Source organism: Flagellimonas alginilytica, from assembly GCF_042134605.1.
Classification (GTDB): Bacteria; Bacteroidota; Bacteroidia; order Flavobacteriales; family Flavobacteriaceae; genus Flagellimonas; species Flagellimonas alginolytica.
This window is the reverse complement of the sequence record NZ_CP169638.1, coordinates 2,522,576-2,543,922: the sequence shown is the minus strand read 5'-3', so window position 1 is coordinate 2,543,922 and position 21,347 is coordinate 2,522,576. Positions and strand designations below refer to the sequence as shown.

The following is a 21,347-nucleotide window of genomic DNA, read 5'->3' as shown; positions in this document are numbered from 1 at the left end:
TTTTCAAATAGCTTACTTTATTCCGCACCCAATGGCCTTGGTTGTTTTCGGATTTATTTCATTGCCGGAAAGCATGGCGTCGATTGCATTTTCCACAAATCGTTCTTCTACCTGGGTCGCATCTTGATAATTATCGTCTATGGCTCCGATATACACGACCTCATTCCCCGAAGGTTTTTTCTCCAGCAGAAAAACATGAGGTGTTCTTGTTGCTCCGTAGGCTGGATAAACTTTTTGCCCTTCATCCAATAAATAAGGAAACGTAAATCCTTTTTCCTCAGCACGCTCTTTCATTTTTGCAAAGCTATCCCCTGGCTTGGCATTTGGATCATTGGGCATAATGGCCACTACCGGAACGCCTTGTGTTTTGTATTTGGCATCCAACGCAATAATCCTATCTTCATAAGCTTGAGCATAAGGGCAGGTATTACAGGTAAATATCACCAAAAAGCCTTTGGCATTTTCATAGTCCGACAAGGACACCATTTGTCCGTTTACATTTTTAAGGGAAAAATCGGTGGCCATATCGCCAATTTGATACCCATTATCCAAATTATGTTCCGTTGCCGCTTTAAACCCAACTGCAAAAGCTGCGACAAACAACAGCAAGGGCAGAGCCCAACGTAAAATCCTTAAATTTTTCATGATTGCTTAATTTATAAATTTGTTCAATTCCTCGTTCAGTTCTTCGTAAGTAAAACCGCGTTCGTAAAATGCTCGCTTATCCTTATTATATATTAAGGTTGCCGGAATTCCCCCGCCCCAATCCTGGGAAACTTTTGGTATCCAGTCGTTCTGTTTAGGGTCGTCCAAGATAACAACCCGGGATCGTATCTTCTTTTTTTCCACGAAGGGCTCCAATCTGGTCTTCCACATATTTGGCATGTCCAGATTTACCAAAATTACCTCCACATTGTTGTCCGACCGTTCTAAGTTTACTTTTTCGAAATGAGGCATTTCTTCGATGCAGGGCTGACACCAGGTTGCCCAAAAGTTTACAACGTACGTTTTACCATCATCTTTATTGAGCAAAGGTTCAAAAGCTGCAAAGTCGTATACAGGAAACTTGACCTCCTTGTTTTTTTCAGCTTCCAATTCAACCATTTCGTTCTCAGTGGATTCAACATCCTCATTATTTTGATCTTTCTTTTCCGCACATCCCCATAAAACAACAAGCATGGAACCCAAAAACAATAACCTCTTCATTATCTGATTTTTATACCATTAAAAATACGTAAGGTACAGTCCAAAACATAAGCTTTAACAAAAATTTATCTATCCAATATTTGGATTAACCTACATGATCAACATACATTTGTATATACAAATATTGTTTGTACATGAATGTTGAGGAAACCATAAAAACATCAAAAAAAATTCCTTTGGAACCAAGGACGTTGATTCATTTGCAATTGGTACACAACAAAATCAATGAATCTATGAACGCCGCTTTAAAACCATTTGAGGTCTCCCTTCAACAATTTAATGTATTGCGCATTTTAAGAGGTCAGAAAGGCAAACCGGCCAACTTATCTACTTTGAACGAACGCATGGTAACCAAAATGAGCAATACCACACGTTTGGTGGACAAACTTTTAGCCAAAGGGTTTGTACATAGGAGCGTATGTCCGTCCAACCGGCGAAAAATAGAGATATTAATTACGGATTCCGGACTTGATACTTTGGAAAAAATCGATATCTCCCTCGGAAAAGCACACAAAACGATTTTTGAAAACTTTACCAAAAAAGACCTGGAACATTTAAACGATCTATTGGATAAATTTTAGAATTAATGAACACCGTTATTGAACATAGAACATGGCGCTACGCCACTAAAAAATTTGATGCTGCAAAAAAAGTATCGGACAAGGATTTGGAAACCCTTTTGGAAGCGACCCGTTTGAGCGCTTCCTCCTACGGTTTGCAACCCTATCACATTTTTGTGATCACCGATTCCAAACTAAAAGAACAACTAAAACCTGTTTCCTGGGGCCAAACACAGATTACCGATGCCTCGCACATATTCGTCTTTGCGAATGCTACGGATTTTGGCGATGAGTTGGTGGACGACTATTTGGAAAACGTTAGCAAAACAAGGGATATTCCTGCCGAAGGCTTAAAGGGGTATTCCGATTTTATGAAATCGAAACTGATCGGTTTACCGAAAGAAATAAAAAACCATTGGACCGCCAGACAAGCTTATATCGCTTTTGGCAATTTGATGCAGGCCGCGGCCGAATTAAAAATAGACACTTGCCCCATCGAAGGTTTTGAATCCGACAAGTACAATGAAATCCTTGGCCTTTCGGAAAAAAACCTGAATGCAGCCGTTGTTCTAGCAGTCGGCTACCGTTCAGAAGAAGACGAAACCCAGCACTTGGCCAAAGTTAGAAAATCGAACAAAGAATTATTTACACATATATAACACCTTAACAATTAACAACAGAAATTAAACAATCATGAAAAAGACAATTTTAAGTTTAGCATTGATTACCCTTTTTGGAGCTTCGGCCATCGCCAACCCCATTAAAAAAGAAACCAAAAAAGTAAATACTTCCGAAAGTAGCGTAGTTTGGAAAGGCTACAAAGTAGGTGGATCGCACACAGGAACCATCGATCTAAAATCCGGGGTATTGGAATTTGACGGAGAAAAATTGGTAGGTGGAGAATTTGTAGTGGACATGGGCACCATAAACGCCACTGATCTAGAAGGTGATTATAAAAACAAATTGGACGGTCACTTAAAGTCCGACGACTTTTTTGGAACTGCCAATCACCCAACAGCCAAATTGGTTTTCACCAAAGTAAAATCTACTGGGAAAAACTCTTATGATGTAACCGGAGACCTTACCATAAAAGGCAATACAGAACCTGTATCTTTTGTAGTCTCTGTGTATGGCGATAAAGCTACTGCTACATTGAAAGTTGACAGGACAAAATACGACGTAAAATACGGTTCTGGCATTATTGGCACTGCCAAGGACAAATTGATCTACGACGAATTTGATTTGGTAGTTGACCTACAGATGTAAGCAACTACAGTTTAGTGTGTGAAAATCCCGTTCAAGAATTCCTTGAGCGGGATTTTTTAATTTAAACATAACTTTGTTGTACCATAAAAAATTCCTTCCTATCTTTGACTCAATGATTAACAGAATAGCAAATAACTGGTGGTGGATAAACTTACGTCGAACGTCGTGAGCTAAGTCCCCATTATAACCATACAAGAGGCTTGTCATCACGACAGGCCTTTTTTAATTTATATAAGTACCCAATGAGTTACACGCTTAAAACCCATTACAAAAAAATCCTCGCGGACACCATTACCCCCGTGAGCGTTTACCTAAAGATCAGGGACAAATTCCCCAACAGCATACTTCTGGAAAGTAGTGACTACCATGCCAACGACAACAGTTTTTCGTACATCTGCTGTAACCCGATAGCATATATCAAGGTAGAGGACGAAACCATTGTACAAAGCTTTCCCGATGGCAAAAAGGAGGTAACCAAAATTGCCTCCGACACCGACATCACTAAAGTAATCCACAACTTTAGCAAGCAATTTAATACCACGCAGAACGGGTTTAAATTTATCTACAATGGCCTCTTCGGTTATATGGCCTACGATGCCGTTCGTTACTTTGAGGATATCCAATTGAATAAAAAAGATGGCTCGGTAAATATCCCCGATATCTATTATGCCGTGTACCAGAACATAATCGCTATCAATCATTTTAAAAACGAAGCCTACCTTTTTGCCCACTGCTACCAGACCGAAAGCAATGTTGAAGAAATAGAACAACTCTTTAACGTGCGTACTTTTTCATCGTATAATTTTAACAAGGAAGGCGACCCAAAATCCAATCTAAAGGATGAAGATTATAAAGAGCAGGTCGAATTGGCAAAAAAACATTGTCAACGTGGCGATGTGTTCCAACTGGTGCTCTCCCGAAGATTCCAACAAAAATTTAAGGGAGATGAGTTCAATGTATATAGAGCACTAAGATCTATTAACCCCTCCCCCTACCTTTTTTATTTTGATTATGGCAACTTTAAAATATTCGGAAGCTCGCCAGAGGCCCAACTGATCGTAAAAGATGGCAAGGCAGAGATTCATCCCATTGCCGGAACCTATAAACGTACCGGAAACGATGAAAAAGATGCCGAACTGGCAAAAAAATTGGCCCAGGACGAAAAAGAAAACAGCGAACACGTAATGCTGGTAGATCTTGCCCGAAACGATTTGAGCCGTAACGGAAATACCGTAAACGTGGAAACCTATCGAGAAGTACAGTACTTCTCCCATGTCATTCATTTGGTATCCAAAGTAACTGGCCTTAAGAAAAAAGACAGTACAACCATGAAAGTGGTGGCCGATACTTTCCCGGCAGGAACGTTGAGCGGTGCCCCCAAGCACATGGCCATGCAACTTATCGAGAAATATGAAAAAACAAGCCGTTCCTATTATGGAGGTGCCATAGGTTTTATGGATTTTGAAGGCAACTTTAACCACGCCATCATGATCCGCACATTTTTGAGCAAAAACCACGAATTGTATTACCAAGCGGGAGCAGGTCTGGTAGCAGCCTCCAATCCTGATGACGAACTCCAAGAGACCTATAATAAATTAGGTGCATTGACCAAAGCACTGGAAATCGCCGAAACAATCTAAGCATGGGAAGAAATATTTTAATGATAGACAACTACGATAGCTTTACCTACAACTTGGTACACTATCTGGAAGATTTGGATTGTGAGGTCACCGTAAAACGGAACGACCAACTCACTTTGGAGGAAGTGGAGCCATTTGACCATATTGTTCTCTCCCCTGGACCAGGAATACCGGATGAGGCGGGACTCTTAAAAGAAATCATCAAAACGTACGCACCCACCAAGCACATTTTTGGAGTGTGTTTGGGGCTACAGGCCATTGGTGAAGTGTTCGGGGGCCACTTGATCAATTTAGACCAGGTATATCACGGAGTGGACACTACCATAACTGTGACCAAGGACGACCCCATATACCATAATATGCCGAAAACGCTTCAGGTAGGCCGTTATCACTCTTGGGTAGTGGACCCAAATGTACCTGATGATTTGGAAATAACCGCAGTGGACGAAAATGGGCAGATAATGTCCCTACGGCATAAAAAATATGACGTGACCGCGGTACAGTTTCATCCCGAATCGGTGCTGACACCCCAAGGCAAACAAATGTTGAAAAATTGGCTGGAAAGCAAATAATATGCAATTCCTGAAGTACCCTGAGCGAAGTCGAAGGGAAAGCAGGAATCCAAATAAACCCAATTGAATAAATTTTCCGCATCATGCTTCGACTCCGCTCAGCATCCGTTCGGAATCACAAATAAAGAAAATGAAAGAGACCTTAAATAAACTTATCAATCACGAAATACTGCCCAAAGAGGAAGCCAAACAGATATTGGTAAATATTGCCAAAGGCGATTACAACACCTCCCAAATTGCGGCCTTCTTAACCGTTTACATGATGAGGAGCATCACCATAGAAGAACTCGAAGGATTCCGTGATGCACTTTTAGAGCTATGTTTGGCCGTAGATCTATCGGAATACAACCCCATCGACCTATGTGGAACGGGAGGCGATGGCAAGGACACCTTTAACATTTCCACCTTGGCATCATTTGTTACCGCTGGAGCTGGAATCCATGTAACCAAACATGGTAATTATGGCGTTTCCTCTAAATGTGGGAGTAGTAACGTAATGGAATTTTTGGGAATCAAATTTAGCAATGATGCCGATTTTCTAAAGAGAACTATCGAAGAGGCAGGAATTTGTGTACTGCACGCCCCCTTGTTTCACCCAGCCATGAAAAATGTAGCCCCAATCCGCAGGGAACTTGCCGTGAAGACCTTTTTCAATATGTTGGGGCCCATGGTGAATCCTGCATTCCCAAAAAATCAGATGGTAGGAGTATTTAATTTGGAATTGGCCAGAATGTATGGTTATCTATATCAGAACACCGATAAAAAATTTACGGTCTTGAATGCCTTGGACGGTTATGATGAAATATCGTTGACCGGAGACACAAAAACCATTTCCAACCATTCCGAGGGTATGCTGAGTCCTGCAGATTTTGGGGTTAACAAAGTTTCTCAAAAAGAAATAGTTGGCGGTGAAGACGTTGCGGATTCCGCCCGAATATTCATGGATATTTTACAAGGCAAGGGCACAGATGCTCAGAACAATGTTGTTTGTGCCAATGCCGGCGTCGCCATAGCCACCGTAAAGGGCGTTGCACCAAAAGAAGGTTTTGAAGAAGCCAAAGAATCCTTATTGAGCGGCCAAGGATTGGTTGCCTTAAAAAAATTACAAGAATTGAGTAAAAACTAAATATAGATTACTTGTCATTCCTGCGATAGCAAGAATCCAAACAAAACCAATTTTAAAAAAATACCGTCCCATTTGCGGATTGACAAAAATATAGGATGAACATACTAGACAAAATAGTAGCCGACAAGCGTAAAGAAGTCGATTTAAAAAAATCACTGATTACCATATCCCAATTGGAAACTTCGATATTGATGGAACGAACCTCTATTTCGTTGGCTGAAGCATTACGCCAAAGCAATTCTGGCATTATTGCGGAACATAAACGTCGTTCCCCTTCAAAATCGGTCATTAACCAAGGGCTAAGTGTACAGGATGTCGCCAAAGGCTATGCCGATGCTGGTGCCTGCGGTATGTCTGTGCTCACCGATGGCAAATATTTTGGCGGCTCCTTGGATGACTTGATCCTTGCACGAGCAGCTACGAACATTCCCATTTTACGAAAAGAATTCATCATAGATGAATATCAGATTGTGGAAGCCAAAGCCTATGGTGCCGATGTAATATTATTAATTGCCGCCATTTTGTCCAGGGAAGAAATCAAATCGTTTTCCGAGTTGGCAAAAACTTTGGGCCTGGAGGTATTGTTGGAAGTACATAACGAACAGGAGCTGAAAAAATCCCTAATGCCCAGTTTGGATATGCTGGGAGTGAACAACCGAAATCTAAAAACTTTCGAGGTGAGCTTGGAAACCAGTAAGACACTATCCGTCAATATTCCGGATGACTTTGTAAAGGTATCGGAAAGTGGAATCAGTTCCGTGGAGGCCATCAGAGAATTAAAAGAATTTGATTTTCAAGGCTTTTTGATCGGCGAAAATTTTATGAAAACGGACAATCCGGGAGTAAGTGCTTCCGGATTCATTAAAAAATTAGAAGCGTGAAACTAAAGGTCTGCGGCATGAACCATAATCCCGAAGCGGTAGCGACTTTGCAACCCGACTATCTGGGATTTATTTTCTGGGAACCCTCCTCCCGTTATTTTTCGGGAGAAATGCCAGACTTGCCACATTCCATCAAAAGAACAGGGGTATTTGTTGATGCGCCATTGGAGGAAATTCTGGAAAAAGTAGAAAAATATCAATTGGATGCGGTACAACTGCACGGAAAGGAAGCCCCAGATTACTGCCAGGAACTAAAAGGAAGAATTCTGTCAATTCGAGCGCAGTCGAGAAATTTAGAAGTCATCAAAGTATTTTCCATTAAAGATGATTTTGATTTTGGCATCCTTAAAGATTACGAAGACGTCTGTGACTATTTCCTTTTTGACACTAAAGGAAAATTGCCCGGGGGCAACGGTTACACCTTCGATTGGTCGGTCTTGGAAAAATATCCATCTCAAAAACCTTATTTTTTAAGCGGTGGCATAGGTCTGGATTCTTTAGATAAATTAAAAGGATTTTTAAAAAGTCCTGCATCTACCATGTGTTATGCCATCGATGTGAACAGTAAATTTGAGTTAGCCCCGGGACAAAAAAATATTGAAGAACTAAAAACTTTCAGAGTATCACTGGAAAGTGATATGAACTAAAAAAAATGTCTATGAAAAGTTATCATACAGATGAAAAGGGATACTACGGTGAGTTTGGGGGAGCATTTATTCCCGAAATGCTATACCCCAACTGTGAGGAGCTTCGGCAAAACTACCTCCGCATAATGGAGGAGCCTTCTTTTAAAGAAGAGTTCCAACAATTGTTACGGGATTATGTGGGTCGGCCCACACCACTGTATTTTGCCAAACGTCTATCCCAAAAATACAATACCAAAATCTATCTAAAACGCGAAGACCTTTGCCATACCGGTGCCCATAAGGTAAACAATACCATTGGCCAGATATTAATGGCAAAAAAATTGGGCAAAAACCGGATCATTGCAGAAACAGGTGCGGGTCAACATGGAGTGGCCACAGCTACGGTCTGTGCATTAATGGGGATCAAATGTGTGGTGTATATGGGGGAAATCGATATTGCCCGCCAAGCACCCAATGTAGCTAGAATGAAAATGTTGGGAGCCGAGGTAAGACCTGCCACATCGGGCAGTAAAACATTAAAGGACGCCACCAACGAAGCCATTCGCGATTGGATAAACAACCCCGTGGACACCCATTACATTATTGGATCGGTCGTAGGTCCCCATCCCTACCCCGACATGGTGGCGCGTTTCCAATCGGTAATTTCGGAAGAGATTAAAAAACAGCTACAAGAAAAAGAAAGTCGGGAAAATCCTGACTACGTTGTGGCCTGTGTCGGTGGGGGAAGTAATGCAGCCGGTGCTTTTTATCATTACTTGGACACCCCAGAGGTGGGCATTATTGCAGTTGAGGCCGCTGGTAAGGGAATTGATTCCGGTGAGAGTGCCGCTACTTCCGCTTTGGGAAAAGTGGGCATTATACACGGCAGTAAAACCTTATTGATGCAAACGCAAGATGGACAGATTACCGAACCCTACTCCATTTCCGCAGGATTGGATTACCCTGGTGTAGGCCCTATGCACGCCCATTTGTACGCATCGGGCCGTGGAGAGTTCATTTCCATTACCGATGATGATGCCATGAAGGCCGGATTGGAACTTTGTAAACTGGAAGGTATAATCCCAGCCATAGAAACTTCACATGCCTTGGCCATTTTCGAAGAAAGGAAATTCAATCCAGATGACGTGGTGGTGGTCAACCTATCCGGGCGAGGAGATAAGGATTTACAGAATTATATTGATTATTTCAGACTCTAGAGATCAGAAATAAGAAAGTAGAAATATTTCGTGCATCTTATGTCTGACATCTAACACCTAAATACTATGAACAGAATCAAACAAAAACTACAGGAGGACAAAAAAATCCTTTCCATATATTTTTCAGCTGGTTACCCCAATTTGAACGATACCGTAAAGATTATCCAAGATTTGGAAAAGAACGGTGTCGACCTCATTGAAATCGGGCTTCCCTTTAGCGACCCATTGGCCGATGGACCTACCATACAAGAAAGTTCCACGGCTGCCCTAAAAAATGGAATGAACACTGCCCTGCTTTTTGAGCAATTGAAAGACATCCGCAAATCGGTGTCCATACCGTTGATTTTAATGGGATATTTTAATCCAGTCCTTCAATATGGAGTAGAAGCGTTTTGTGCAAAATGTGAGGAAATTGGGGTCGATGGGCTTATTCTTCCCGATCTACCGTTGGATGTGTACAAAGAAGAATATGAAACCATCTTTAAAAAACATGGATTGATCAACGTTTTTCTTATTACACCACAAACCAGCAACGAGCGCATAAAAGCGATCGACGATGCATCCGAAGGTTTTATTTATATGGTGAGCTCGGCAAGTACCACAGGAACAAAGCAAGGTTTTGGTCCCGATCAGACCAACTATTTTAATCGCATAGCACAAATGGACCTTAAAAATCCGCAGATCGTTGGCTTTGGTATCAGCAATGCCGAGACATTTGGGCAAGCTACCCAACACGCAAAAGGTGCGATCATTGGTTCGGCCTTTATAAAACACCTAACAAAAAATGGAGTGGACAAGATTGATGACTTTGTAAAGCAAATTCGTTAATTTTCCACTTTAAAGATCAACATTGATTTGTCATGAAAAAAATACTGCCCATAGTAACCTTATGCCTTACTTTTTCTGTTTTTGCCCAAGATGAAGTGGCCATTAAATCCCAGGTCGCCGATGCCATTAACGAAATACGGGAATTTATAGCTATCCCCAACGATGCTCTGGACGCAGCCGACATAGATCGTAACATAATGTGGTTAAAGCGCAAGTTTGGCGATAGAGGGTTTAACTCGGCAGTATTGGAAACCGATGGTCTTCCTTTGTTTTTTGCCGCCACGCCCATGAGCGGGGACAAGCCAACGGTTCTTATTTATATGCATTTTGATGGTCAATCCGTGGACCCGTCCAAATGGAACCAACCCAACCCGTACAATGTGGTATTAAAGGCCCCGAAGGATGATGGTTTTGAAACCATGTCTTTTGATGAACTTGGAGACGACATCAATTATGATTGGCGTTTGTTCGGAAGATCTACTTCGGATGATAAATCGCCGATCGTGATGCTTTTGAACGCCATGGACCTACTTAAAAAGGATGGTAAGGACATTCCTTTTAATATAAAGGTGATTTTGGACAGTGAAGAAGAAAAAGGCAGTAAACCTTTGCCGGCAGCTGTGAAACAATACCGTGAACTCCTTGAGTCGGATTTTTTAATGATCGTGGACGGACCTGTACACGCGTCCGAAAACCCTACTGTAGTTTATGGTTGCCGTGGTATTACCACTTTGACCCTCACTACTTACGGCCCCATTAAACCGCAACATAGCGGACATTATGGCAACTATGCTCCAAACCCAGGTTTTCAGTTAGCACAATTATTGGCAACCATGAAAGATGCCGAAGGAAGAGTAACGATCTCCGGTTATTATGACGGTATAACTATTGACAAAACCACCGATTCCATATTAAAAAGTGTACCCGATAACGATGCGGCCATTGCCGAAAACCTCCAATTTAAAACTTCGGAAAAAGTAGGAAGTTTTTACCAAGAAGCCCTGCAATATCCCTCTTTGAACATTCGCGGATTAAGTTCTGGATGGGTTGGAGAAAAAGCGCGCACCATTGTTCCCGAAAGTGCAACTGCGGAACTGGATTTAAGATTGGTGGTAGAAAGCGATGGAAATCGGCTAAAACAATTGGTGAAAGATCATATAGCCCAGCAAGGCTATAAAGTTTTAGATCACGAGCCTTCCAAAGAAGAGCGTTTGCAATTCGATAAAATTGTTACCGTAAAAGAGAGGGGTGTTACGGATGCGTTCCGTACGGATCTAAATGACCCATATGGTATTTTTATAGTAAATACCTTAAACAACAGTTTTGACAAGGAAGTCATTCAAATACGCACCATGGGCGGTACGGTCCCCATATCCCCCTTTGTGAACGAATTAAAGATTCCTGCCTTTATTGTTCCCGTGGTAAACCCCGACAACAACCAACATAGTCCCAACGAAAATATAAAAATTGGCCAGTTGGCTTATGGAATAAAGACTTTTTATAGTATTCTCTCCAGTAAAATCGATTAAAAGAACTCCCGATATTGTAGTACCCTAAAATCCAGTGTATTGAATGCTGGATTTTTTTGTTTCATTTGCTTGTAGGCCTGTAAACTTCCCACAGCTCGGTTGGCAGCTCCCGAAGGTGCAGTCAGCGAAACGGTTTTAATGGTTCTCGACTGCCCTCGCACTGACGTTGTACTCGGAGTGATCGGTAACGCCAAATGATGAATTCGGGGCACGTCGTCGGAGACCACATCGAGTTTTAAGTTATACTCCTTTAGTTGCCTGCGAAAGAAATATTCGGGACCATTTTTACTATTCCCGCCTGTAAACAAAAGGGTATCGATATTCGGGTACTTTTGTAAATATCCGACTAAATCACGTAGCACAACATTTTGCATTCCGATGTCGGATGCATCTATTTTTTCCCTATCGGCACTTTCCACAATATCGCAAACCCCTATTTTGTTCTTGATCAAGAACTGTTTTCGCTGTTGTACGGCCTCATCTGTAGTTTCATAAGTTAATCCCAGTTGGAATATTCTATCCAAAATGGGCCATAACTGTCCGTTACAGCTGCCATAGCAAAAATCCACATCTTGTGGTTTTAGGTCACCTGTGGTAAACCGTGGGGGAGGCAGGGTACCTACGATCAATTTAGTGGCCTGCGATAACAAAAACGGTTTATAGGGATGTGTATGTTTAAAATATTTGGCTGCCAACACTTTAATTATGCCGAATTTCTGCTGGCATTGATATTTCCATATAAGGAACGAGTAACGATTTTCTCGTACAATTCTTTGTATTCAGAATTTTGTGTGATATGGTACAGGGCATTTTGCTGTATCACCAACAAGGGCAATACAATTTGCTCCCTTATTTTAACAGATTCCCGCGATACGGCTTCATCCTCCATCAAAATCTTATCTCCCGAAATCTGCAACAGCATTTTTTTGGACAACTGGAACTCGTCGTTCAAAATGTTCCAGAAAGCTCCGAACTCTGGATCTTCCTTCATGTAACTGGTCAGGTTAAAATTGGACTTGGCCAAGGACATCATACTGTTGTGCATCAAAGCTCTAAAAAATGGGACATCTTTGTACAACTTTTTCACTTCGTTCAGTCGCCCTTCTTCTTTTAACTTGTTAATGGCCGTACCCAATCCAAAATAACCGGGAACATTTTGTTTTAACTGGCTCCACGACCCCACAAAAGATATGGCGCGTAAATCCGAAAGCGTTAGCTGTTTTTTGTTTCCGCGCTTTCCTGGTCTACTGCCAATATTGGCCTTGGTATAATATTTTAATGTACTTCTGTGCTCCAGGTAGGGCATAAATTTCTCGTGTTGTTTTAAAGCATCGTATTTGTCGAAACTGAGTTCCGAGAGCTCCTCTATCAATTTACGTTGTGCCGCGGAGATAGTGAGTTCCTTGCCAAATAAGTTATTGCTCAATCCTGCGGTGAGCAACTGCTCGGAGTTATGGATAAACTGCTCTTTGGTCCCATAGGTACTGGTAATGGTCTGCCCTTGAATGGTAAGCTGAATCTCATGATTGGCCACATCCTTGGTCTGTGCGGCGTAGAATCTGTGTGTTTTACCACCACCACGTGCTGGCGGTCCTCCCCTACCATCAAAGAAAATAGCGGCGATACCGTTCTTTTTACAGACTTTGCTCAAGGTTTCCTTGGTCTTTAAAATAGACCAGTTGGCTTTTAGGTACCCCCCATCTTTGGTACCATCGGAAAATCCGAGCATTATGGTGTGTACGTCCCTTCTTCTTTCCAGATGCTGCCTATATTGTGGAATATCGAACAAGGTTTGCATCACTTTTTCGGAAGCGTCCATACCTTTCATGGTCTCGAACAGTGGAACAATGTCAAATGTGATCTTTTTCTCGTCCCATCCACTCCACCTAAACAAACCGAACACGAACAAGACCGAAAAAATATCTTCCGAATTACTGATGATGTATCGGTTGCAGCCTTCTTCACCGTTTTTTTCTTGTATCGCTTTTAGGTTTTGGATATTCGTAATGGTGTCCTTTACAATCTCATCTTCAAAGTCCTTTGGGTCGAGATTAAAATTTTCCTTGAGCAAGAGCCTTACCAGTTCCCCTTCACTCAACTCGTGTACGTTTTCCTTAATAACTCCATGCTTCTTTAGCACAGTTTCCACGGCCAACAAATGCTTACTGTGATCTTGACGGATATCCAAGGTGGCAAAATGTGTCTTAAAAATATGTACCTTATCCATAAACTGATCCAACTCGTCCAAATACAATTCGTGATAATTGGCAATCAGTTTTTCGCGGACACCATTTAAACAGGCGATGATTTCCTCGTAAGAAACAAGCACATCTGGGTTGAACATGGCTTTGTACAGCTTATCGCTCAACGCATTGATGTCTACCTGCATATCCTTGAATGTAAGTTTTTTGCGAAGGCCCTTCAATTCGTTATAATAGCATTTCATTAAAGTAAGCCTTAATTCATCCGCCACCTGTTTAGTGATATCGGCCGTTACGTAGGGGTTCCCATCACGATCGCCACCAGGCCAAAATCCGAGTTTCATCAGGTTGTAATTATTAAACTTATCGTCCCGAATATTACTTTTTACATATTGGTACAATTCGCCAACGGCATCATAATACGTATTACGAAGTATGTAGATAATGTTTTTTGCCTCGTCCAAAGGCGTTGGTTTTTTTGCATTGATCAGTGAGGTAAGCCCCAATTGCTGCAAGGTTACGTCAATATCATGAATCCTGTCCTCATCGATCAAAGTGCGCAATTCTGCAATAATATCCAATATGGCGGGGGTATAGAACTGCGTTGGATGCGCGGTCAGAACGATTCGTGCACTAAAGGTGGAGAGTTTTTTGGAGACCTTGTCCCAGTTTTTGGTGCGGTTTACCAATTCAAAATAATCCTTAATGGTCAAAGAGCTACTGTATTTTTGAAGTTTGGAGAAGGCCGAATCCTCCACACTATCGTAAAGTACCACTTGGCGTTCCACATACTGCACGATCTTGAACATAAAGTCCAACCGCTCCCGTTCGTCTTTGATATCCACAAAATTGGTAAAAAACACCTCTAAAATCTCTTGGGGATCTTTACCTTCTTTTAAGCCTTTCTCGCACTGATCTAGCAATAATGGGATAAGAACCCCTACATTTTCTATATTGTTGTAGGGCAAGCTCAAAAAAAGACTGTTGTAAATATTGAACTTATTGGTTACCGTTTTTTTAAATTCCTCTAACCGTTTAGTCTGCTGCATGTATTTATTTTAAGTTGATGTTATCATGGACGAACACCCAAAGTTCGCGAATTATACGTAACGTTTGGGTTAAATTTAAACGTATCACAATTTGAAGCACGTCGTGCCTTATTGTAACAACGTGATTGGTTGTGACAACTTAAAAATTACTTTGATCTTACCAAAGTTTTATCGAATAAAAACTGGCTGGTCTTTCTTTACGGTGTGTTCCTCGCTGTACAAATAGCCATCATAATCAAAATTCTTGATGTCATCCAATGTTTGGGCACCGGAATCAATAATGTACCGTACCATAGATCCACGTGCTTTTTTGGCAAAGAAACTGATGATTTTGAGTTTGTCGTTCTTCCAATCCTTAAAAACCGGTGCTATTACCGGCACTTTAAGTTTTTTGACATCTACTGCACTAAAGTATTCGTTGCTTGCAAGGTTTACAAATAGTTCATCTTCCTCAAGTTCGTTGTTTAAGGCATTGGTAATTTGATCTTTCCAAAACTCGTACAGATTTTTTTTACGGCCTACCTTTAACTGCGTCCCCATTTCCAATCGGTATGGCTGCATTAGGTCCAATGGTTTTAAAACACCGTACAGGCCGGATAATATCCGCAGCGTACTTTGCAAACGGTCCAACTTATCTTCGGGAATGGTATAGGCATCCAGACCTTGGTACACATCTCCGTTAAAAGCATACACTGCCGGCCTTGCATTGTCAACGGTAAAGGGCAATTCAAAATTTTGATTGCGCTCCCAGTTCAAATCCGCAAGTTTATCGGAAATGGACATAAGTTCCGATAGGGCTTTGGGCTTCTTTTTCTTTAATACCGCATTTAGCTTTTCGGCTTGTTCCAAAAATTGGGGCTGACTATATTTTGATGTGGGCAAAGTGGTTTCGTAATCAAGTGACTTTGCCGGTGATATCACAATTTTCATATGGTTCCATTTTTTGTAAAAATAACGAGGATTTTACTTATTTGGACAGATGGGCCAATGGTGTTTTCAATCTTAGGATCGAAGAAACCTATGATTCGTGATGCTTGGCATAACCGCGCCATTTTTCGATACACTGGACCATATCTTCGGGCAGATCGGAATCAAAACGCATAAACTTGCCTGTTACCGGATGCTCAAAGCCCAATGTTTTGGCATGCAAAGCTTGCCTTGGCAATACCTTAAAAGCATTCTCCACAAATTGCTTGTATTTGGTAAAGGTGGTCCCTTTTAAAATTCTGTCGCCTCCATAGCGCTCATCATTGAACAAGGTATGGCCTATATATTTCATGTGGACCCGAATTTGGTGGGTTCTACCGGTTTCCAGCCTGCAGGACACCAAGGTAACGTATCCAAAGCGCTCCAATACCTTGTAATGTGTCACAGCTTCCTTTCCTTCATCTCCCTCCGGAAAAACCATCATCTGTAGGCGGTTTTTGGGGTTTCGTGCAATATGCCCTTCAATGGTACCTTCGTCTTCGGTTACATTGCCCCAGACCAAGGCCACATATTCCCGTTCACTACTTTTTTCGAAAAATTGTTGCGCCAAGTGGGTCATTGCTGCTTCCGTTTTGGCAATTACCAATAATCCGGAGGTATCTTTATCGATCCGGTGGACCAGACCAGGTCTATCCGAACTATTATTGGGCAAGTTTTCAAAATGGTACACCAAGGCATTGATCAAGGTACCCGAGTAATTTCCATGCCCCGGGTGCACCACCATGCCTGCCGGTTTGTTCACCACCAAAAGTATGTCGTCCTCGTAAACAATGTCCAATGGTATATCTTCCGGGGTCAACAAAAACTCATAGGGCGGATGCTCGAACATAACCTTCACCTCATCCCCTGCTTTTACCTTGTAATTTTGTTTTACAATGGAGTCGTTTACCCAAATATGGCCTTTTTTGGCCGCTTGTTGAATCTTGTTACGAGTGGCGTTCTCAATAAAATTCATCAAAAATTTATCCACTCGCAAAGGGTCTTGGCCCTTAGATGCCACAAAGGCATAATGCTCATAAAGATCATCCTGAGAAAGTTCGTCCTGGTTTTCCGAAATATCCATAGTTAGTTGGAGTCTGCCTTTACCCTTGCACTGCCGGGAATGGTCCCGTTTCCACAAATTAATTCCACCTTGGAGGTTTTGGGCAATCTGTCGCCCGGCTTTATATATTTCCCCTTAAACTTCATGTTGTACACCATGTCCTTGCCCAACTCATCAATATAGGTAACACGCTCCACATCCAGCCCTACGGCCTTTAGCATAGATGCAGCATTACGTTGGGTAACCTGAATGATATCCGGTACACTTACCTTTTTATATCCTGATGGATTTACAGTAAAATAAATTTTACGGTTGGCCTTTACCTTGTTGCCAGCAGGAGGGTTTTGTTCCAAAATTGAAAATCTTGGATACTCGGGATTGTAGTTGGATGAATCCAAAACCTGATATCTGAGACCAGCTTCCTCCACTGCTTTTCGCATTTCCATAACCGACATTTTGGAGAAATCCGGTACCTCCACAAATTCCCCGTGATTGGTAGTGCCCTTGAGCCATTGCAATGCAACGAACACCAAAACAACTATAGCTATTGCCGCCAATCCAAGTTGGATAAAAAAAGTCTTGCTCTTTAAAAAGTTGAAAAAATTCTTCATGTATTTCACCTTAACGGAACAAATATAGGAAAGCCCACCCTTTTTTCTTTATTTTGGCTTTGTGATAATTTACCGATAAATGAAAAAAAACATTGCCATTATAATGGGCGGCTATTCCAGCGAACACCATATTTCCATAAAGAGCGGAAACGTGGTCCACAAATATCTGGATACAAATAAGTACAATGCCTACAGAATTATAATCACCAAAGAAAACTGGTATTATCTGGACAACACCGATGAAAGGCATACATTGGATAAATCCGATTTCAGTATAACCATTGATGGCAAAAAAATTCTTTTTGATTGTGTTTTCAACGCAATACACGGCACTCCTGGCGAAGATGGACTAATGCAGGCCTATTTTGAACTTGTGGGCATTCCGCAGACATCCTGCAACCATTATGAAGCCGCACTCACCTTTAACAAACGAGATCTATTGAGCGCTTTGAAACCCTATGGAATCCCTAGTGCCACTTCCTTTTTTGTAAACAAAGGCCAGACCATCGACGAAAATGCCATTGTAGACAAAGTTGGGCTACCTTGTTTTGTTAAAGCCAATAGGGCCGGGAGTAGCTATGGCGTATCCAAGGTCCACAAAAAAGAGGATCTAAACCAAGCCATTGCCAATGCCTTCAAGGAAGATCACCAGATCATTATAGAATCCTTTTTGGATGGCACAGAAGTTTCCGTCGGGGTAATCACTTATAACAAAAAGGTTACCGTATTGCCGGCCACAGAAATTATTTCTGAAAACGATTTCTTCGATTTCGAAGCGAAATATATGGGCAAATCACAAGAAATAACCCCAGCCCGTATTTCCGAAAAACAAGAGAAGAACGTTAGACAGTTGGCCGAATTTATTTATACGACCTTGGGACTAAAAGGGTATACCCGAAGTGAATTTATCTTTATCGGTGATGTACCCCATTTATTGGAAATAAACACAACCCCCGGACTAACGGAGGAAAGTTTATTGCCGCAACAGGCGAAAACTGCAGGCATCTCCCTTGAATCGCTTTTTGATAGCGCCATTGTTGAAGCTTTGCGATAGAATCCGTATTTTTAAAAAACCTTATACCACACCATGAAACGCGCATTGTTCCCTGGGTCTTTTGACCCACTCACATTAGGCCATTATGATATTATAAAAAGAGGAGTCACCCTTTTTGACGAATTGGTAATTGCCATAGGTATAAATGCCGACAAAAAATATATGTTCTCCTTGGACGAACGAGTTCGGTTTATCGAGGAAGCGTTCAAGGATGAACCAAAAATTAAAGTGACCACCTACCAAGGGATGACGGTCGACTTTTGCAAGAAAATAGATGCCACATTTATATTGCGGGGATTGCGCAACCCGGCGGATTTTGAGTTTGAAAAAGCAATTGCACATACCAACCGTAAGTTATCGGAAATAGAAACTGTTTTTCTATTGACCTCCTCCGGAAAGTCCTTTATAAGCTCTTCCATTGTGCGGGATGTTATCAGGAATGGTGGGGATTACTCAGGATTGGTACCCGAAACGGTCGTGGTAAAACCATAAATTTCACGATTTCAGGGGGAACAAACTTATTTAAGTCTTTTCTTACAATTTATTTTTAGATGAAACATTGTCCATTCAGGATAATACAACACTTTGGAACAGTTTCACAACAATAAATCAATTAGATAAGCCAATAATTTTACATTGGCATCAATTAATAAATAGCATAACGTTTTAAACCTTCCCCCGAGTTTGAAAACAGTTAAAAGAATCGACCAGTTTTACTTATTGAAGCAATTGCCCTCGGCAACCGCGCTTCTTGATCAAAAAGGCATTTTACTGGATGCATCCAGTGCTTGGCTCGATATTTTTGGATTGCCCCCACAGGACAACACCTCCAATACCAATGTTTTTTCCCTTTACAAAGAGATTCTTGATCTAGAGCTGCGACTGGCAGAACAAAAATCGTTCACATTAGAGCACCAATTGGAAAACCCAGCGGGCATCCGGTACCTAAAAAGTAGTTTTGCCCCCTGGTTCGATGATAAGGAAAATGTGATCGGTGCCATCATCCAGACCGACGATATTACATCAGAAGTAAAAAAAGAAGAAGAGATCAAATGGCTGAACACCATTTTGGACACCAAAATGGAAGTATCGCACACTGGTTGGTGGGAGTTTGATGTGATAAAGGAGGAACTTACTTGGTGCAAAGAGACCAAGCGTATTCACCAAGTTCCCGACTGTTTTCAGCCCACCACGATAGAAGCCATCGATTTTTACAAAACAGGATACAGCCAGAACAAGATTTCTATGCTTTTCCATAACTCCATAGTCAATCATCAACCATTTGATGCCAAAGTAGTATTGGTAACTTTTGAAGGCGAAGAAAGATGGGTTCGGGTGACCGGCAAACCAGTTCTTAAGAATGGAGAAGCCATTAAGATATATGGAACCCTTAAAGATATTCACGAAAAAGTGTTGGCCGAAACCAAGGTCCAGGAGCACCAACAACTTTTAACTACCTTGGTGGACAGTCTTCCGCTGAACGTTTATGTGAAAGACTTGAACACCAGAAAAATATTGGTCAACAAAAGCGAATGTAACTATCTGGGCAAAACAGCAGAGGAAATTATCGGAACCACCGATTTTGAACAATACGATGAGGAAACTGCCAAAATTTCGAGGGAAGAGGATCTTAATGTTATGAAGAACCTCACCCCTATCTTCGGAAAAGAGACAGTAAGCATATTACATGGTAAAACCACCAATTACCTAACCTCAAAAATCCCTTATTTTGACCTAGAAGGCAAGGTCTGCGGACTTATAGGGGTCAGTTTGGACATTACCCCCATGAAAAGAAAGGAGGAGCAATTGCGGGATTTTATCAAGGTTACTTCCCTGCAAAACCAGAAACTTATCAGTTTTGCACATATTGTTTCCCATAATTTAAGGTCCCACTCCGCTAATTTTTCCATGCTCTTGGAGTTTTTAAACGCTGAGAACGATCCAGAGGAACGGCAAGGCATTATAAAAATGTTATCGCAGGCCTCGGACAATTTATTGGAAACATTGGGCAACCTAAACGAGGTCGTGGACATTAACACAAAAACCTCTGAGACCAAAAAACCATTGAACCTAAGGCGTAATATCATCAATGTTTTACAAAACCTATCCGCCTTACTACAAAAGAACAGCTCCCATGTAATCAATAATGTCGCGGAGAACATTCAAGTAACTTGTGTTCCGGCCTATCTGGACAGCATTATTTTAAATCTTGTTTCCAATGCCGTCAAATACAAAAGTGAGAACAGGGAATCCTTGATCACAATAGACGCGGTCCAGTCCAAAGAGGGCGTGCTGTTGAGCATATCGGATAACGGGATCGGGATAAATCTGGAAAAATACGGGGACAAAGTTTTCGGCATGTACAAAACCTTTCACAATAGAAAAGATGCCAAAGGTTTTGGGCTATACCTTGTAAAAAATCAAATAGAAGCCATGGGCGGAAGTATAACAGTGCAAAGTGAGGTAGATAAAGGCACTACATTTAATGTGTATTTTAATGAAGAAAGTTAGTTGTATTTTTATAGTGGACGACGATCCAATTACCGTATTTGGCATAAAAAGAATGTTGAAATCCGCGGTGGAATGTAACGATATCCAGATTTTCCAAAATGGATTGGAGGCCCAAGAAGCTTACAAAGAACGGATGGAAAAAGGATTGGCCGCGCCCAATGTAATCTTTTTGGATATCAACATGCCCATAATGGATGGATGGGAGTTCCTTGAAGCTTTGATAAATGCCGATCCAAAAGAACATATTACAGTAAATATGATCACTTCTTCCATAGACCCCTTGGACTATAAAAAATGGAACGGCTTTAAAAACAGGTGCCCGTTCAACCTCAATTTTAAGAACAAACCGATCTTTAAAATTGAAAGCAACGAACTTGGCTTCATCGAGATAGCCTCATAAACTATAATATTCTGTATTTTTGGTACAAACCAGCACTTAAT

The 21,347-nt window shown here is 41.4% G+C and carries 22 protein-coding genes; 15 read left to right on the top strand and 7 right to left on the bottom strand.

Annotation, left to right across the window (positions count from 1 at the left end; all coding sequences use genetic code 11):
- Positions 1–12: 12 nt before the first annotated feature.
- Both ABTP35_RS11315 and ABTP35_RS11310 read right to left on the bottom strand, forming a co-directional pair.
- The gene (locus ABTP35_RS11315; RefSeq protein WP_293296286.1) at positions 13–645 is read right to left on the bottom strand and encodes a thioredoxin family protein; all 633 of its coding nucleotides are present in this window, start codon (positions 643–645) and stop codon (positions 13–15) included.
- Positions 646–651: 6 nt separating this feature from the next.
- Entirely contained in the window at positions 652–1,206 is a 555-nt protein-coding gene (locus tag ABTP35_RS11310) for a TlpA disulfide reductase family protein (protein ID WP_293296288.1), read from the bottom strand.
- Positions 1,207–1,340: 134 nt separating this feature from the next.
- Here ABTP35_RS11310 and ABTP35_RS11305 point away from each other — a divergent pair, with 134 nt between their 5' ends.
- The 11 genes from ABTP35_RS11305 (at position 1,341) to ABTP35_RS11255 (ending at position 11,451) form a co-directional block, all read left to right on the top strand.
- Positions 1,341–1,787 carry a MarR family winged helix-turn-helix transcriptional regulator gene (locus ABTP35_RS11305; RefSeq protein ID WP_224837677.1) on the top strand — a complete coding sequence of 149 codons (447 nt, stop codon included), beginning with the start codon at positions 1,341–1,343 and terminating at the stop codon, positions 1,785–1,787.
- 5 nt (positions 1,788–1,792) lie between these two features.
- Positions 1,793–2,425: an NAD(P)H-dependent oxidoreductase gene (locus ABTP35_RS11300; protein WP_224837676.1), complete on the top strand. Its 633-nt coding sequence runs from the start codon at positions 1,793–1,795 to the stop codon at positions 2,423–2,425.
- 34 nt (positions 2,426–2,459) lie between these two features.
- Complete coding sequence (locus ABTP35_RS11295; RefSeq protein ID WP_224837675.1) at positions 2,460–3,032, top strand: YceI family protein; 573 nt, start codon at positions 2,460–2,462, stop codon at positions 3,030–3,032.
- A 242-nt stretch (positions 3,033–3,274) separates the two neighbouring features.
- On the top strand, positions 3,275–4,672 hold the full coding sequence (locus tag ABTP35_RS11290; RefSeq protein WP_224837674.1) for an anthranilate synthase component I family protein: 1,398 nt from the start codon (positions 3,275–3,277) through the stop codon (positions 4,670–4,672).
- Positions 4,673–4,674: 2 nt separating this feature from the next.
- On the top strand, positions 4,675–5,244 hold the full coding sequence (locus ABTP35_RS11285) for an aminodeoxychorismate/anthranilate synthase component II (RefSeq protein ID WP_293296292.1): 570 nt from the start codon (positions 4,675–4,677) through the stop codon (positions 5,242–5,244).
- A 130-nt stretch (positions 5,245–5,374) separates the two neighbouring features.
- Entirely contained in the window at positions 5,375–6,370 is a 996-nt protein-coding gene (gene trpD / locus ABTP35_RS11280) for an anthranilate phosphoribosyltransferase (RefSeq protein ID WP_224837672.1), read from the top strand.
- A gap of 95 nt (positions 6,371–6,465) precedes the next feature.
- The gene (gene trpC / locus ABTP35_RS11275) at positions 6,466–7,251 is read left to right on the top strand and encodes an indole-3-glycerol phosphate synthase TrpC (RefSeq protein WP_293296294.1); all 786 of its coding nucleotides are present in this window, start codon (positions 6,466–6,468) and stop codon (positions 7,249–7,251) included.
- On the top strand, positions 7,248–7,898 hold the full coding sequence (locus ABTP35_RS11270) for a phosphoribosylanthranilate isomerase (protein ID WP_224837670.1): 651 nt from the start codon (positions 7,248–7,250) through the stop codon (positions 7,896–7,898). The genes trpC and ABTP35_RS11270 overlap by 4 nt, the downstream gene beginning before the upstream one ends.
- A gap of 11 nt (positions 7,899–7,909) precedes the next feature.
- Positions 7,910–9,094: a tryptophan synthase subunit beta gene (trpB, locus tag ABTP35_RS11265; RefSeq protein ID WP_293296296.1), complete on the top strand. Its 1,185-nt coding sequence runs from the start codon at positions 7,910–7,912 to the stop codon at positions 9,092–9,094.
- A 66-nt stretch (positions 9,095–9,160) separates the two neighbouring features.
- Positions 9,161–9,922: a tryptophan synthase subunit alpha gene (gene trpA / locus ABTP35_RS11260; RefSeq protein WP_224837668.1), complete on the top strand. Its 762-nt coding sequence runs from the start codon at positions 9,161–9,163 to the stop codon at positions 9,920–9,922.
- Positions 9,923–9,954: 32 nt separating this feature from the next.
- Positions 9,955–11,451, top strand: a complete 1,497-nt coding sequence (locus ABTP35_RS11255; RefSeq protein ID WP_293296298.1) for a M20/M25/M40 family metallo-hydrolase — start codon at positions 9,955–9,957, stop codon at positions 11,449–11,451.
- On the opposite strand, the gene ABTP35_RS11250 is transcribed toward ABTP35_RS11255, so the two are convergent.
- The 5 genes from ABTP35_RS11250 to ABTP35_RS11230 all read right to left on the bottom strand — a co-directional run bounded on the left by ABTP35_RS11250 (position 11,448) and on the right by ABTP35_RS11230 (position 17,341).
- Complete coding sequence (locus ABTP35_RS11250; RefSeq protein ID WP_293296300.1) at positions 11,448–12,146, bottom strand: uracil-DNA glycosylase family protein; 699 nt, start codon at positions 12,144–12,146, stop codon at positions 11,448–11,450. The two genes, ABTP35_RS11255 and ABTP35_RS11250, sit on opposite strands and share 4 nt — an antisense overlap.
- A gap of 8 nt (positions 12,147–12,154) precedes the next feature.
- Positions 12,155–14,701, bottom strand: coding sequence for a phosphoenolpyruvate carboxylase (locus ABTP35_RS11245; protein ID WP_224837664.1), 2,547 nt, complete (start codon positions 14,699–14,701; stop codon positions 12,155–12,157).
- 168 nt (positions 14,702–14,869) lie between these two features.
- Positions 14,870–15,631 (bottom strand): peroxide stress protein YaaA, encoded by a 762-nt coding sequence (yaaA, locus tag ABTP35_RS11240; protein ID WP_293296303.1) that lies wholly within the window; start codon positions 15,629–15,631, stop codon positions 14,870–14,872.
- Positions 15,632–15,719: 88 nt separating this feature from the next.
- Positions 15,720–16,751 carry an RluA family pseudouridine synthase gene (locus ABTP35_RS11235; RefSeq protein ID WP_224837662.1) on the bottom strand — a complete coding sequence of 344 codons (1,032 nt, stop codon included), beginning with the start codon at positions 16,749–16,751 and terminating at the stop codon, positions 15,720–15,722.
- A 2-nt stretch (positions 16,752–16,753) separates the two neighbouring features.
- On the bottom strand, positions 16,754–17,341 hold the full coding sequence (locus ABTP35_RS11230; RefSeq protein WP_224837661.1) for a PASTA domain-containing protein: 588 nt from the start codon (positions 17,339–17,341) through the stop codon (positions 16,754–16,756).
- 79 nt (positions 17,342–17,420) lie between these two features.
- Here ABTP35_RS11230 and ABTP35_RS11225 point away from each other — a divergent pair, with 79 nt between their 5' ends.
- From ABTP35_RS11225 to ABTP35_RS11210, 4 genes are all read left to right on the top strand, one after another.
- Positions 17,421–18,395 carry a D-alanine--D-alanine ligase gene (locus ABTP35_RS11225; protein WP_293296306.1) on the top strand — a complete coding sequence of 325 codons (975 nt, stop codon included), beginning with the start codon at positions 17,421–17,423 and terminating at the stop codon, positions 18,393–18,395.
- A 33-nt stretch (positions 18,396–18,428) separates the two neighbouring features.
- A complete protein-coding gene (gene coaD, locus ABTP35_RS11220; protein WP_293296308.1) occupies positions 18,429–18,887 on the top strand; it encodes a pantetheine-phosphate adenylyltransferase in 459 nt (152 codons plus the stop codon).
- Positions 18,888–19,079: 192 nt separating this feature from the next.
- Positions 19,080–20,906, top strand: coding sequence for a PAS domain-containing protein (locus ABTP35_RS11215; RefSeq protein ID WP_293296310.1), 1,827 nt, complete (start codon positions 19,080–19,082; stop codon positions 20,904–20,906).
- Positions 20,893–21,306, top strand: a complete 414-nt coding sequence (locus tag ABTP35_RS11210; protein ID WP_224837657.1) for a response regulator transcription factor — start codon at positions 20,893–20,895, stop codon at positions 21,304–21,306. Before ABTP35_RS11215 ends, ABTP35_RS11210 begins: the two co-directional genes overlap by 14 nt.
- The last annotated feature ends 41 nt before the right edge of the window (positions 21,307–21,347 follow it).